A 13370-nucleotide genomic window follows, 5' to 3' on the forward strand; every position below is an offset into this window, starting at 1 on the left:
GGGGTGGCGGTGAGCGCCGGATTGTCTCACGCGACACCGGCGGTGCGGGGCGTCACTTCCAGCGGATCGGCTCGATGTGCACGCTGCCCAGCGTGCTGCTCAAGGTGAGCGCGCCTTCCTGCACCGTGGCCTGCAGCTGCATGCTGCGCTCGGCCATGGCCGCCAGCGCGGGCGCCACCTCGGTGGGGAGGCGCCAGACCTGCAGCTTCTCCAGCCGTGTCAGCTTGGTCTCGATGCCGCGCCACCACACGTCGGCCGCCGAGCCGAAGGCGTAGAGGATCACCGCGTCGGCCTTGCTGCAGGCCTTGGACACCGGTTTGTCTTCGGGTTGGCCGACCTCGATCCAGATCCGCTTGCGGCCGGTGAAATCGGTCAGCGAGACGTCCGGGTCGTCTGGGTCCGACAGGCCTGCGCCGAACGCCAGCGTGCCGTCGCCCTTGCAGGTGTCCTGCAGCTCGTGCGCGTGGATGGCCATCGCGACCAGCCGGACCATCATGCGTTCGTCGGTCTCGCTGGGGTGGCGGGCCAGGGTGAGCGCGTGGTCTGCGTAGTAGCCGTGGTCGATGTCGGCGATCTGCAGGTTCGCCTTGAAGATGGTGGATTTGATGGCCATGGCGAGCGTTCGAAGGGAGCGGGCAACAAAAAAGCGGGTGCCGTTGCCGGACCCGCTTTTTGGTGTGTTTTGGTGGCGATAGGTGGACTTGAACCACCGACATCAGCATTATGAATGCTGCGCTCTAACCAACTGAGCTATATCGCCGAAGCCCAGGATTATAGCCAAACTTTTGATTGGCGTTCAAGCCCCATCCCATCCAATCAGGCGTGCTTGAACACCGCCTTGCGTTTGTTCACGAACGCGTCCATGCCTTCTTTCTGGTCTTCCGTGGCGAACAGCGCGTGGAACATCCGGCGCTCGAACATCACGCCGTCGGCCAAGCCACCTTCAAACGCCCGGTTCACCGACTCCTTGGCCGCCATCACGCTCAGCTGCGAGTATTCGCAGATCATGAGCGCGGCGCCCAGGGTTTCGTCCATCAGCTTGTCCAGCGGCACCACGCGACTCACCAGCCCGGCGCGTTCGGCTTCGGTGGCGTCCATCATGCGGCCGGTGAGCACCAGGTCCATGGCCTTGGATTTGCCCACTGCGCGCGGCAGGCGCTGCGTGCCACCGGCGCCGGGGATGATGCCGAGCTTGATCTCGGGCTGGCCGAACTTCGCGTTGTCGGCGGCGATGATGAAGTCGCACATCATGGCCAGCTCGCAGCCGCCGCCCAGCGCGAAGCCGCTCACCGCAGCGATCACGGGCTTGCGCACGCTGCGGATGGTTTCCCAGTTGCGGGTGATGTAGTCGCCCTTGTAGACGTTGGCAAACGTGTAGGTGGCCATGGCGCCGATGTCGGCGCCAGCGGCGAAGGCTTTTTCGCTGCCAGTGACGATCATGCAGCCGATGCCGTCGTCGCCGTCAAAGGCCTTGAGCGCGGTGCCCAGCTCGGTCATGAGCTGATCGTTCAGCGCGTTGAGCTGCTTGGGGCGGTTCAGCGTGACGATGCCCACACGACCTTCGGTGCGCACGGTGATGAATTCGGGGGCGGCGGCTTCGCTCATGGGGTGTCCTCGGTTGGATCGGTCGGGATTGACGTAAACGTCAACTATAGCGGGCACCCCAGCGAGACAGCACCCCAGGGAAAACATTAGCCGACCGATAGGTCGGCTAATGTTAGATTGTTGGACCCATTCAACCCAAGGCGCCGCGCAGCTGCGGCAGGAGACAGCCCCCATGAACGCATACGCTGCGGGCAGCACCGTCCTGTATGAAGAGCGCGGCGCCGTTGCCCTGCTCACGCTCAACCGCCCCGACGCCCTCAACAGCTTCACGCGCCAGATGCACCACGATCTGTGGGCCGCGCTGGACCAGGCGGAGGCCAACCCGGTGATCCGGGCCATGGTCATCACCGGCGCCGGCCGCGGTTTCTGCGCCGGCGCCGATCTGGCCGAGTTCGACTTCGAGCCCGGCCCCGATCTGGTGCAACGCGCCGACCCCGGCCCCGTGATTGACCAGGCCTTCAACCCCACGGCGCGGCGCATCCAGTCGCTGCGTTTTCCGGTGATCGCCGCCGTCAACGGCGTGGCTGCGGGCGCGGGCGCCTCGCTGGCCATGACCTGCGACATCGCCATTGCCGCGCCGGGCGCGAGCTTCATCCAGGCCTTCAGCAAGATCGGCCTGATCCCCGATGCGGGCGGCAGCTGGTTCCTGGCCGAGCGGTTGGGCCTGGCGCGCGCGATGGCGCTCGCCATGACGGGCGACAAGCTGCCCGCCGCACAGGCGAAAGAGTGGGGAATGATCTGGGACGTGCAGGACGACCCGCTCGCCGCCGCGCTGGCCCTGGCCGAAAAGCTGGCCGTGATGCCGACCAAAGCGCTGGTCGCCACGCGCGCCCTGCTGCGCGACGCCGGCACGCGCACGCTCAACCAGCAGCTCGATGTGGAGCGCGACACGCAGTCGGCGCTGGGCGCGACACACGACTACATCGAAGGCGTGATGGCATTCCGCCAGAAGCGCGCACCGCAGTTCAAGGGGGAATGATGAGTCCTGAAGAGCGAGCGACAAAGGTCGGCGAGTCGATGTTTGCGGCAGACGTGGCGGCGCGCGAAACCATGGGCATTGAAATCGTCAGCGTGGCGCCGGGCCGCGCCGTGCTGCGCATGGCCGTCAAGCCGCTGCACCTCAATGGCCACCAGATCTGCCACGGCGGCTTCATCTTCACGCTGGCCGACACCACCTTCGCCTACGCCTGCAACAGCCACAACAAGAACGCGGTGGCGGCCGGCTGCAGCATCGAGTTCCTGAGGCCGGGCCACGAGGGTGACGTGCTCACCTGCGAAGGCGTGGAGCAGACGCTGCAGGGCCGGCACGGCATCTACGACATGAAGGTCAGCAATCAGAAGGGCGAGGTGATCGCGATGTTCAGAGGCAAGAGCGCCGTCATCCCGGGCCAAATTTTTCCGGAAGAGGTGGGGGCATGAACCACTTCCCGCTCGAACCCATCGAGAAGGCCAGCATCGACGAGTTGCGCGCGCTGCAGCTCAAGCGCCTGCAGGCCACGCTGCGCCACGCCTACGCCAACTCGCCGGTCTATAAGGCCAAGTTCGACGAAGCGGATGTGCACCCGGACGACTGCCGTTCGCTCGCCGACCTGGTGAAGTTCCCCTTCACCACCAAGAAAGACCTGCGCGACAGCTATCCCTTCGGCATGTTCGCCGTGCCGCGAGAGAAATGCGCGCGCATCCACGCCAGCAGCGGTACCACCGGCAAACCGACCGTGGTCGGCTACACGCTGAAGGACATTCACACCTGGTCCACCGTGGTGGCGCGCAGCATCCGCGCCAGCGGCGCGCGGCCGGGCGACATGGTGCATGTGAGCTACGGCTACGGCCTGTTCACCGGCGGCCTGGGCGCGCACTATGGCGCCGAGAAACTGGGTCTGACCGTGGTGCCTTTCGGCGGCGGCCAGACCGAGCGTCAGGTGCAGCTGATTCAGGATTTCCGGCCCGACATCATCATGGTCACGCCCAGCTACATGCTGGCCATTGCAGACGAGTTCCAGCGGCAGGGCATCGACCCGCGTGAGAGCAGCCTGCGCATCGGCATCTTTGGCGCCGAGCCCTGGACCAACGACATGCGGTTGGCGATCGAGCAGCGCATGGGCCTCGACGCGGTGGACATCTATGGCCTGTCGGAAGTGATGGGCCCGGGCGTGGCCAACGAGTGCATCGAGACCAAGGACGGACCGACCATCTGGGAAGACCACTTCTACCCCGAGATCATTCACCCCGAAACCGGCGAGCCGGTGGCCGACGGCGAGATGGGCGAGCTGGTGTTCACCAGCCTGACCAAGGAGGCGCTGCCCATCATCCGCTACCGCACGCGCGACCTCACGCGCCTGCTGCCGGGCACGGCGCGCACCATGCGCCGCATGGAAAAGATCACCGGCCGCAGCGACGACATGATGATCGTGCGCGGCGTCAACGTGTTCCCGACGCAGATCGAGGAGCTGATCCTGAGACGCCCGGAATTGACCGCGCATTACCAGTGCGTGCTCACGCGCGAGGGGCACATGGACAACCTGACCGTGGTGGTGGAGACGCGCCCAGGCCTCTCGCCCGACAGCATCGAAGCGCGCGCCGCCGCCGAGCTGCTGCGCCACGAGGTGAAGGTTTATGTGGGCAGCAGCGTCGAGGTGGCGCTCAAACCCGAGGGCGGCGTGGAGCGCAGCCAGGGCAAGGCCAAACGGGTGATGGATTTGCGCAGCCGGTGAAATGCGAGGGAGGGAGGCATGGCATGGGTCGCTGCAAGTTCGGCAAGAACGTTCTTGCTGAGGCGGTTATGGAGGAAGCTCCTGGTTTCTTATCTCGAAACCTCGGTAGCACGGGCAGTCAGCGAGGCCAAACATGAATCGCTCTCAGCGAGCTGCCTTATGGAGGGCTTGGGGGAAGCGTGAGAAGGCCTTGGCGCGACACTCCTCGGTTTTTGCCTATTTCATCCAGCCAAGGTAGGCCTCCGAGTGCCCCGTTGGGTTGATGTCCTTGATCATTGCCGTCCCCGCTTGCGTGCCATCGGTTGACCACAATTCCACACCGTTGATGCCATTGTTGGCGGAAAAGAGCAGTGCGCCATTGAACAGCGCGAACCCGTGGGGCGAACTGCTGTTGGTACCTGAATTGATGTCCTTGACCATCACCGTGCCGACCGCTGTGCCATCGGATTTCCACAGCTCGTAGCCGTTGCCCATGTTGGCCGCGAAGTACAACGCGTCTTTGAATGCCGTGAACTCAGGTTGCTCCCCGATGTAATACGCAAACGCCGTGCGGTAGCTGCCCGCCGAACCTGGGTTGATGTCTTTGACCAATACCGTGCCGGCTTCGGTGCCATCGGTTTTCCACAACTCATAGCCGTTGCTGCCGTCGTCGGCCATGAAGTAAAGCGCACCGTTGAACACCGTGGGGTCGGTGGGCGCGTTTCTCGATAATCCTGGGTTGATGTCCTTGACCATCACCGTACCGGTTTCGGTTCCATCGGTCCTCCAAAGCTCAACGTCATCGGTGCTTTGGAAGGCCGTGAAGTACAAGGCGCCATTGAACACCGTCAAGTCAGCTGGGTGGCTACCGTCCGCTCCAGGGTTGATGTCTTTGATCAACACCGTACCGGCTTCGGTGCCATCGGTTTTCCACAGCTCATAGCCGTTGCTGCCGTTGTGGGCCTTGAAGTACAGGGCGCCGTTGAACACGTGGAAGTCGACTGGAGAGCTGCCCACCGCTCCGGGGTTGATGTCCTTGACGAGCACCGTGCCGGCTGCGGTGCCATCGGTTTTCCACAGCTCGAAGCCGTGGGCGTCGTCGTAAGCCTGGTAGTACAGCGCGCCGTTGAAAACCGTGATCTCAGTGGGGTAGCTACCTGCTCCGCCCGGCCTTGCGTCTTCGACCATCACTGTGCCGGCTTCTGTGCCGTCGGTCTTCCACAGTTCTTCACCGTGGATGCCATCGTTTGCCCGAAAGTACAGTGCGCCATTGAGCAACGAGAACCCTCCGGGGAAGCTGTATGGAACGCCGGGGTTGATGTCCTTCAGAATGACCGTACCGGCGGCGGTACCGTCGGTTTTCCAAAGCTCGCGGCCATGAATGCTGTCGGTGGCCGAGAAGATGTATGCGCCGTTGAGTCGTGTGAACTCAGAGAGGTAGCTGCTTGGCAAACCGGGAAAGATGTCCTTGATCAACGCCGTGCCTGCCTGGGTGCCATCGGTGGACCATAGCTCATAGCCGGTGCTGCCGTCAGTGGCGACAAAAATCCGCGGTGCGGCAACGCTGAAGCTGTCGTCCAACACGTAGTAGCCCACCCCCTCGGGGCTGTAGGTGTTGCTCTGCGTGTCTTGCACTTGCTTTCGCTCGGTTTCGCTGGCGGTGTAGAAATGGGTGCCCGCTCGGGGTTGGAAGAAGCGGTAGAGCGGCTTGAAGCCAGCGCCCGCCACTTGGCTGGCGTAAAAGGCCACACCCTCCAGCTTGTACTGAGGCAAGCTGGTTTCAATAGCCGCGCGCTCGTTCTCGCTGATGGTGTAGAAGTGAACGCCGTTTTGCGTGTTGAGGAAGCGGTAGACCGGCTTCAAACCGGCTGAAGCGTTGGAGGCAGCAAAAAATGCCGTGCCCTCGAAGCTGAAAGCACGCAAGTTGGCGATGACAGAATCGCGCTCGCTGGGGCTGCTGGTGTAGAAATGGGTGCCAGTGCTGGTGTTGTAAAAGCGGTAGACCGGCAGCAGCAAGGCGCTGGCTTTTTGTGCGACCAGGCCTGACTTGAAGGCGGCCAAAGGGGCCGGCTGCTCAGCACTGAGCGGTGTATCGGGCGAGATCGACTCGGCTTCCAGGCGCGCATCTTCAAGTTCTTGGGTGTTCAAGACGGCGCCTTGGGCCTGGCGTTGCAGCGACTCGCTGGGGGCTGTCGTGGCGTTGCCTTCGGTCTTGGCGGCGGTGCTGTCGGTGGCTCCCCCGCAGGCATTGAGCAAGAGCGCGGCGCTGGCGACCAATGCAAGCTGGCGCAGCCAGACAGGCCAATTCGACGAGGGCTTGGGTGACATATGGTTCTTTCTCGAGGTAACAAGAAGTTTACTTTGGCAGAGAGACCCCCTCGACCCAGCCGCAGAGGTCAATGTTTATGTGGGCAGCAGCGTCGAGGTGGCGCTCAAACCCGAGGGCGGCGTGGAGCGCAGCCAGGGCAAGGCCAAGCGGGTGATTGACCAGCGGCCGCGCTGAGTTTCAGGGGGTGGGGCAGGTCTCGCGACCGCGTCTTTGAGGTCTGTAAAACGAAAGACCACGGGTGAAACCCAGCTATCCGAATGGGAGCGCTGTTGATACAGTGCAAGCCAACTAGTTAGGGTTTCATGGAAAAAAACACCTTGTTTGTCAAAACCGACAAGGGCCGGGAGGCGCTTGCACGACGGGTCCCGGAACTCGGTCCCAGGCTGCGCTCCATGCTCATCCTGGTCGACGGCCAACGCAGCCTGTCCGAGCTGGACAAGCTCGGCTCGGGACTGGGTGGGAGCGTCGCATTGTTGGAGCAGCTTCTGGCCCACGGATGGATCGCTGCGCTCGACCTGCGCGCAGCTTTTCGCGAAACGCTGCCGCTCAGCGAAACCCAATCTCAGACTGAGCGACCCAGCGCCCCCGGAGCGGCGGTTGTTCCTGTCGCTGAGCCGTCCATTCCGACCACCGTGGTGCCGCAGGCCCTCCTTTTTGCCGATGCCCGCCGTCTGGTGGTGCGTTTCATCAATGACCATGTGGGGCCCTCGGGCGAGGCGCTGGCCCTCCGCGTGGAAGCTTGCAAGAACGTGGCCGAGCTGCAGGCCCAGTTGCCGCGTGTCCGGGATGGCCTGAAAAGCCACCGCGGCGCCGCCATGGTGCAACGTTTCGACACGGAAGTGGTGCCGCGTCTGCCGACCCACTGAAGATAGAGACCCCCGCAGCGCTTCGCGCTACCCCCCAGGGGCGGCACTGGCCGTCCGGCACAGCTGGATCGGCGGTGCCCTGGGCTGCACCGTGTCATGCGTCTGGGGCGCGGCCCCGGCGCCATGAAAACGGTGTGAGAGGTCGGTTGGCCTACGGCTGTGCCGGAGTGGCGTTGGCCAGCCAAGGGGCCAGCCGCTGCGCATCGCCCACCGAGAGGCGCACGGCCTGTTCTTCACCCGGCCATCGAAGCGGGCAGCGCAGCAGGCGCCCGTCGCGCGAGACCAGGGCGGTGAGCTGGGTGCGCTGACCGCGCAGCATCGCCACCTCGTCGAGTCGGCGCACGCGCCAGGCCTCCCCCTCGCCGCCGCGCCGCACGGGCGCGAACTCGATGCCCAGCCACTCGTCACCCGCGGCCATGCCGGCCGCTTCGGCCGCACCGCCGCGCAACACGTTCTTGAGCACCAGACCACCGTTCTCGGACACCCGCAGGCCCAGCCGCTGGGCCAGTGGGGTTTTTTCCTGGTGCACCTTGGCGCCCTGTTGCTCCAGCAGGCGGGTCAGCGGCAGGGCATCGGTGCCGTGCACCCAGTCGCCCAGCTCGGTCTCGAAGCTGCGGCCGCCCAGGCGCTTGAGCACCATGGACACGTCGGCTTCGCGCATGGGACCGCCCCCGGTGCGTTGCCACAGCGCGCGCATCACGTCGTCGAGCGAGTGCTGGCCTTCCCTGCGCAGCGTCAGGTCAAAACACATCGCGATCAGCGCGCCCTTGGTGTAGTAGCTCACCGTGGCGTTGGGCGTGTTCTCGCCGATGCGGTAGTACTTGGTCCAGGCGTCGAAGCTGGCCTGTGCCGCGCTTTGCACCAGGCGGCCGGGGCTTTGCTGCACCTGGTTGATGGTTTTGCTCACCAGCTGCAGATAACAGGTGTCGTCGATCAGGCCCGCGCGGCGCAGGAACAGGTCGTCGTAGTAGCTGGTGAAGCCTTCGAAGAACCAGAGCAGCTCGGTGTGGTTTTCGTGAGCGTAGTCGTAACGCTTGTATTCGGCCGGGCGCAGGCGCTTGACGTTCCAGGTGTGGAAATACTCGTGGCTGATCAGACCCAGCAGGGTGGTGTAGCCGTCGGTGGCTTTCAGGGCGGGCGGTTTGTCGGGGCTGTCGCTCAGCTTAGGCAGGTCGCTGCGCTGTGCGATCAGGGCCGTGGAATTGCGGTGCTCCAGACCGCCGTAACCGTCGGCGCTGGCGTGCAGCATGAAGAGGTAGTCGGCAAACGGCGGGGCGCCATCGCCGTGCCAGAAGCGGATCTGTTCTTCGCAGATGCGTTGCGTGTCGTCCAGCAGGCGCTGGCCATCGAACCAGGCGCCCGCGCCACTGACCACGAAGCGGTGTGGCACGCCGCAGGCCACGAATTCGCCACGCCAGTGGTTGCCCATCTCGACCGGGGCGTCGGCGAGTTCGTCATAGCCGTTGGCGATGTAGCGGCCGAAGCCTTGCGCGGCCACCTGATCGGCGCGCAAGCCGGTGGCCACCTGCCAACCAGCGGGCGCTTGCCCGGGTGCGATGTCCAGGCTACACGGCTCGTCTTCCCGGCCCGGCACCATGAGGCACAGGCTGGTGGCGTTGAAGAAGCCGCGCGTGCTGTCGAGGAAGGCGGTGCGCACCGAGGCGTCGAAGGCGTAGATCTCGCAGCGCACGGTCAGCGTCTGCGGGCCGTCGGTTTCGATCTCCCACCGGTGTTTGTCCAGCTGCCGTGCGCTCAGCGGTTGGCCGCCCTGGTTCGCGGTCAGCCGCTGCAGGTGTTGCGAAAACTCGCGCACCAGGTAGCTGCCCGGAATCCACACCGGCAGGGTCACCCGCTGTTTCGCGGCGGGCCGGTCGATCTCCAGCGTGACCGCGAACAGGTGCGCCTGGAGGCTCAGCACCTCGACTCGGTAGCGCAGCGCGGGCTGTTGTGTGGCGGTGGTGCGGCGCACCGTCTTGCGGGGGGCGGTGCTCACAGCGCCCCCGCGCCGATGAAGCAGCACAGCGCCGCGATGGCCGAGAGGCGAAAGCGCAGCGTGAGCCAGGCCTGAAGGCCGGCGCGGGCGTAGAGCGTGCGGTCGGCGAGGTAACAGATGACGAGCACGAAGCCCAGCCAGGCCAGTCCCGCGAAGGCTGGCATCAGCAGGCCGGGCCAGGCCAGCAGCGAGGGCACGAAGCCCCAGAGGAAGTGGTTGCGCTGCCGGTGCTGCGGGGTGTCGCCGCGCGCGGCGGCGACATGGCCCGCCATCCAGCCAATGCCCCAGTGAATGCCGCCGAGGAACGAGGCGATGAGCGCCGCGTAGGCGGCCAGCGCCATCGCGACCCAGGGCAGCAGATCGGCGTTCACCAGCCAGAGCAGGGCGGCGAGCAGCACGAAGGGAATGAGGCCGGCGTGACCCAGCGTGGTGGCGAGAGCGGTGTCGTCGGGGTCGTGCAGGGCGGTCGTCATCGGTAGGCGGGCTGGTGTCAGGGCTTGGCTTCGGCCAGCAGCTTCTCGATGCGGGCGGCGTCGACCGCGCCCGGCACGCGCGTGCCATTGGCGAAGATCAGGGTGGGCGTGCCGGTGATGCGGGACTTCTTGCCGAACTCGAAATTGCGCGCCACGGCAGACGTGTCGCAGGTGCCGGCGGGCGGCGTGACATCCTTGACCATCCAGTCGAGGAAGGCCTTGCCCTTGTCTTTGGCGCACCAGATGTTGCGCGACTTGTCGGCCGAGTCCTTGCTCAGGATGGGGTAGAGGAACACGTGCACCGTGACGTTGTCGATCTTGGCCAGGTCGCGTTCGAAGCGCTTGCAGTAGCCGCAGTTGGGGTCTTCGAACACCGCCAGCTTGCGCTTGCCGTTGCCGCGCACGATGGTGAAAGCGTCCTTCATGGGCAGGTCCTTGAAGTCGATCTCGGTCAGCTTGGCGAGCCGCTTTTCCGTCAGGTCTTCCTGGGCCTTGGTGTCGATCAGGTTGCCCTGGATCAGGAAGTTGCCGTTGGCGTCGGTGTAGAAGATGTCGCTCTGGTTGATGCGCACCTCGTACAGGCCGTCCATCGGCGTCTTGGTGATCTCGTCGATGGCCGGCAGCTTGGGCAGGCGTTCGGTGAGGTTCTTGCGGATGGTCGCTTCCTGCGCGGCAGCGCCGAGGGCCAGGGTGGTGAGCAGTGCCACCAGGGAGGTTTTGAAGAGGTTCATGTTGACGCCCGAGGCGCGAAAGTTGAAAAAAAGCCCAGCGGGCGGATCAGCCTGCCTGCCCCATGGCCTGGCGGGCCAGCCAGTGTTTCAGCGGTCCCAGGCGGTCCACACCGCTCATGCCCCAGTTGCGCAGCGCCTGCACGCGGCTGTCCGCCTGACCGAACAGGCCGAACAGGCCGTCGGTCAGCCAGCCCATGGCGCCGACCTCGGCCTGCCGCGCTCGCTCGTAACGCCGCAGCAGCTTCAGGTCGCCCAGATCGCGCCAGTACTCGCGCTCATGGATCACCTTCGCCAACTCGGCAACGTCGGCCAGGCCGACGTTGAGACCTTGCCCGGCCAGCGGGTGCATGGCGTGGGCCGCGTCGCCGGCCAGCGCCACGCTGCCCTGCGGCGTGCGCGCGATCCAGCGGCGGGCGCGGGACAGTTCCAGGGGCCAGGCCTGGGCCGGCCCCTGCAGCTGCATCTCGCCCAGCGCCTGCCCGCAACGGGTCTGCACCGCCTCGGCCAGCGCTTGGGCGTCGGCCGCAAGCCAGGTGTCGGCCTGCTGAACAGGGACTGACCAGACCAACGCCACAGAGTTCCCCGTATCGCCTTCCAGCGGCAGCAGCGCCATGATCTCGCCCTGCGAAAACCACTGCCGCGCGACGCCGCCGTGGGGCTGGGCGCAGCGCAGGCGGGCCGCGATGGCTTTGTGCGGGTAGGGCTTGACCTCGAACTCCAAGCCGAGCTCGGCGCGGGTGCTGCTGCGTTTGCCTTCGCAGACCACCGTCAGCGCCGCCGGAACGGGTTCGGTCAGGCATTCGACCGAGCCCTGGAAGCGCACCGCGTCGGCCAGGCGGCGCTCCAGCGCCGGCACGTCCACGATCCACGACAGGGCCTCGCTGCGCTGGTCGGCGGCGGAGAAGTTCAGCTCGCCGCCGTCGTCGCCCCACACGGCCATGCGGTTCACCGGGGTCACGCTGGGCGTGGTGTCGGCGGCGTCGCCGTCGTCGGGCCAGGCGCGCAGCGAGGTGAGCAGCTCGCGGGCGGCGGCGTTGAGCGCGTAGGCGCGCACGTCGGTGCCGGCGTGGGCCGGACGCGGTGTGCCGACCAGCGCCACCCGCAGGCGCTCGCGCGCCAGCAGCAGCGCCAGCGTCTGCCCCACCACGCCGGCGCCCCGGATGCAGACATCGAATCGCCGGGTGCCGGCCGCAGGGGTGGGGGTGATCGCCATGGGGGGATTTTAGGAGCAGGTCACAATTTCGCCTGCCCGCGCCCGCTTGTCTCCCTTCTGCTCACTGCCATGACCTTTGATTTCAACGCCGCCGACGTCTCGGCCCGCATCCACCAGCTCTGGGTCTACCCCGTCAAGTCCTGCGCCGGCGTGGCGCTGGACCAGGCCGTGCTCACGCCCACTGGGCTGGAATGGGATCGCAGCTGGATGGTGGTGGACGCCGAGGGTGAGTTCGTGACCCAGCGCGAGTTGCCCCGCATGGCGCTGATCCAGCCGTCGTTTCGCATGGGGCAACTGGTGCTGCGCGCGCCGGGCATGCTGGCCTTGCACCTGGCGCTGGACGCGGCCGAGTCGCCGCTGACCGTGCGGGTCTGGGACGACACCGTGGAGGCTTGGGACATGGGCGACCTGGCGGCCCAGTGGTTCAGCGACTTTCTCGGGCCGGAGGCGCCCGCCGATCTGAAGCGCCTGCGCCTGGCGCGATTCGACCCCGAGGTGAAGCGGGTGTGCAGCCTGAAGTGGACCGGCGGCCGGGAGTCGGTGACGCAGTTTGCCGACGGCTTTGGCGTGCTGGTGACCAGCACCGCCTCGCTGGACGAACTCAATGCGCGGCTGGCGAACGCGGGCGAGGGGCCGGTGGACCTGCGGCGTTTCCGGCCCAACATCGTGTTGTCGGGCGTCGAGTCCCACGACGAGGACCGCATCGGTGCCTGGCGCGTGCAGGCGGAGGGCGGTGTGGCGGCGCTGGAGAACGTGAAGCCCTGCGCGCGCTGTCCCATTCCCAACATCGACCCGGCCAGCGCGACCTCGACGCCCGCGGTGAGCGACGCGCTGCAGGCCTACCGGGCCGACCCGCGCCTGAACGGCGCCATCACCTTTGGCATGAACGCCATCGTGCTGGAAGGCGATGGCCTGGTGCTGAAGGTCGGGCAGGCCGTGGGGGCCGACTGGCGGTTCGACTGACCGCTACGGCCGCAGATCGGCCGGCCAGCTCAGCCGGTGCCCGGTCTGATCAGCCAGTCGCTTGATGTCTTCAGGGCTGTCCACGTCGGTGCGGTAGTGCGTGTTGTGGTTGACCCAGCGGTGCACCAGCTCGGGGTGCGCCGCCAGCCATTGTTTGCCGCCAGGCTGGCCTTCGCTGGCCAACACCTGTTCGCGCGCCTGTCGGCTGAACACCACCGGGTTGCCGGGCTGGCCGTCGACCCAGGGGCGCGTCACCTGGGTACCGGGTGGGCGCTGCCGGTGCGCTTCGGCCAGGTCGCGGATGTCTTGCTCGGTGATCAGTGGCTGGTCGGCCAGCGCCACGAGCACGTCGTTCGTCTTGCCGCGCAGGGTCTGCAGGCCCAGGTGCAGGGACGATGCCTGACCCGCATCGGGATCGGGGTGGTGGATCACCATCGCCTCAACACCCAGCAGCAGCGGGGCGATGCGTTCAGCGTAGTGACCCAGCACGATCACCAGCTCACCCAC

At 66.1% G+C, this 13370-nt stretch carries 13 protein-coding genes and 1 tRNA gene; 5 read left to right on the forward strand and 9 right to left on the reverse strand.

The window, feature by feature from the left end; translation table 11 throughout:
* Positions 1–52: 52 nt before the first annotated feature.
* The 3 genes from B0E41_RS07180 to B0E41_RS07190 form a co-directional block, all read right to left on the reverse strand.
* Positions 53–613 (reverse strand): YaeQ family protein, encoded by a 561-nt coding sequence (locus B0E41_RS07180; protein ID WP_077330402.1) that lies wholly within the window; start codon positions 611–613, stop codon positions 53–55.
* Between the two features lie 70 nt (positions 614–683).
* A tRNA-Met gene (locus B0E41_RS07185) sits at positions 684–760 on the reverse strand.
* Positions 761–816: 56 nt separating this feature from the next.
* Positions 817–1605: an enoyl-CoA hydratase gene (locus tag B0E41_RS07190; RefSeq protein WP_077330403.1), complete on the reverse strand. Its 789-nt coding sequence runs from the start codon at positions 1603–1605 to the stop codon at positions 817–819.
* A gap of 172 nt (positions 1606–1777) precedes the next feature.
* Between B0E41_RS07190 and B0E41_RS07195 the strand changes: the two genes are divergently transcribed.
* Genes B0E41_RS07195 through paaK form a run of 3 tightly spaced genes read left to right on the forward strand, consistent with a single transcriptional unit; the run spans position 1778 to position 4316 of the window.
* Complete coding sequence (locus B0E41_RS07195) at positions 1778–2584, forward strand: enoyl-CoA hydratase-related protein (RefSeq protein WP_077330404.1); 807 nt, start codon at positions 1778–1780, stop codon at positions 2582–2584.
* The gene (gene paaI, locus B0E41_RS07200; protein WP_077330413.1) at positions 2584–3024 is read left to right on the forward strand and encodes a hydroxyphenylacetyl-CoA thioesterase PaaI; all 441 of its coding nucleotides are present in this window, start codon (positions 2584–2586) and stop codon (positions 3022–3024) included. Before B0E41_RS07195 ends, paaI begins: the two co-directional genes overlap by 1 nt.
* Positions 3021–4316: a phenylacetate--CoA ligase PaaK gene (gene paaK, locus B0E41_RS07205; RefSeq protein WP_077330405.1), complete on the forward strand. Its 1296-nt coding sequence runs from the start codon at positions 3021–3023 to the stop codon at positions 4314–4316. The genes paaI and paaK overlap by 4 nt, the downstream gene beginning before the upstream one ends.
* A 216-nt stretch (positions 4317–4532) precedes the next feature.
* Here the strand turns inward: paaK and B0E41_RS07210 are convergent, their stop codons facing one another.
* Positions 4533–6695 (reverse strand): ELWxxDGT repeat protein, encoded by a 2163-nt coding sequence (locus B0E41_RS07210; protein ID WP_143433711.1) that lies wholly within the window; start codon positions 6693–6695, stop codon positions 4533–4535.
* Between the two features lie 231 nt (positions 6696–6926).
* On the opposite strand from B0E41_RS07210, the gene B0E41_RS07215 reads away from it, so the two are divergent.
* Entirely contained in the window at positions 6927–7490 is a 564-nt protein-coding gene (locus B0E41_RS07215) for a hypothetical protein (RefSeq protein ID WP_077330407.1), read from the forward strand.
* A 151-nt stretch (positions 7491–7641) separates the two neighbouring features.
* Here the strand turns inward: B0E41_RS07215 and B0E41_RS07220 are convergent, their stop codons facing one another.
* The 4 genes from B0E41_RS07220 to B0E41_RS07235 are packed head-to-tail and all read right to left on the reverse strand — an operon-like array spanning position 7642 to position 11900.
* Complete coding sequence (locus B0E41_RS07220) at positions 7642–9483, reverse strand: peptidase M61 (RefSeq protein ID WP_253194674.1); 1842 nt, start codon at positions 9481–9483, stop codon at positions 7642–7644.
* Positions 9480–9956: a DUF3429 domain-containing protein gene (locus B0E41_RS07225; RefSeq protein ID WP_077330408.1), complete on the reverse strand. Its 477-nt coding sequence runs from the start codon at positions 9954–9956 to the stop codon at positions 9480–9482. Before B0E41_RS07225 ends, B0E41_RS07220 begins: the two co-directional genes overlap by 4 nt.
* Before the next feature lie 17 nt (positions 9957–9973).
* The gene (locus B0E41_RS07230; protein WP_077330409.1) at positions 9974–10687 is read right to left on the reverse strand and encodes a DsbC family protein; all 714 of its coding nucleotides are present in this window, start codon (positions 10685–10687) and stop codon (positions 9974–9976) included.
* Between the two features lie 46 nt (positions 10688–10733).
* A complete protein-coding gene (locus tag B0E41_RS07235) occupies positions 10734–11900 on the reverse strand; it encodes an FAD-dependent monooxygenase (RefSeq protein ID WP_077330410.1) in 1167 nt (388 codons plus the stop codon).
* Positions 11901–11969: 69 nt separating this feature from the next.
* Here B0E41_RS07235 and B0E41_RS07240 point away from each other — a divergent pair, with 69 nt between their 5' ends.
* On the forward strand, positions 11970–12863 hold the full coding sequence (locus B0E41_RS07240; RefSeq protein ID WP_077330411.1) for an MOSC N-terminal beta barrel domain-containing protein: 894 nt from the start codon (positions 11970–11972) through the stop codon (positions 12861–12863).
* A gap of 3 nt (positions 12864–12866) precedes the next feature.
* Here B0E41_RS07240 and B0E41_RS07245 read toward each other — a convergent pair.
* A partial coding sequence (locus tag B0E41_RS07245; protein WP_171984695.1) for a nucleotidyltransferase family protein occupies positions 12867–13370 on the reverse strand: 504 nt, incomplete at its 5' end.

The sequence above is a fragment of the Hydrogenophaga sp. A37 genome, from assembly GCF_002001205.1.
Classification (GTDB): domain Bacteria; phylum Pseudomonadota; class Gammaproteobacteria; order Burkholderiales; family Burkholderiaceae_C; genus Hydrogenophaga.

Bases quoted from the DNA above. Each gene is read 5' to 3' on its own strand.
- B0E41_RS07180 (WP_077330402.1), bottom strand. From the start codon at position 613: ATGGCCATCAAATCCACCATCTTCAAGGCGAACCTGCAGATCGCCGAC.
- B0E41_RS07190 (WP_077330403.1), bottom strand. From the start codon at position 1,605: ATGAGCGAAGCCGCCGCCCCCGAATTCATCACCGTGCGCACCGAAGGT.
- B0E41_RS07195 (WP_077330404.1), top strand. From the start codon at position 1,778: ATGAACGCATACGCTGCGGGCAGCACCGTCCTGTATGAAGAGCGCGGC.
- paaI (WP_077330413.1), top strand. From the start codon at position 2,584: ATGAGTCCTGAAGAGCGAGCGACAAAGGTCGGCGAGTCGATGTTTGCG.
- paaK (WP_077330405.1), top strand. From the start codon at position 3,021: ATGAACCACTTCCCGCTCGAACCCATCGAGAAGGCCAGCATCGACGAG.
- B0E41_RS07215 (WP_077330407.1), top strand. From the start codon at position 6,927: ATGGAAAAAAACACCTTGTTTGTCAAAACCGACAAGGGCCGGGAGGCG.
- B0E41_RS07225 (WP_077330408.1), bottom strand. From the start codon at position 9,956: ATGACGACCGCCCTGCACGACCCCGACGACACCGCTCTCGCCACCACG.
- B0E41_RS07230 (WP_077330409.1), bottom strand. From the start codon at position 10,687: ATGAACCTCTTCAAAACCTCCCTGGTGGCACTGCTCACCACCCTGGCC.
- B0E41_RS07235 (WP_077330410.1), bottom strand. From the start codon at position 11,900: ATGGCGATCACCCCCACCCCTGCGGCCGGCACCCGGCGATTCGATGTC.
- B0E41_RS07240 (WP_077330411.1), top strand. From the start codon at position 11,970: ATGACCTTTGATTTCAACGCCGCCGACGTCTCGGCCCGCATCCACCAG.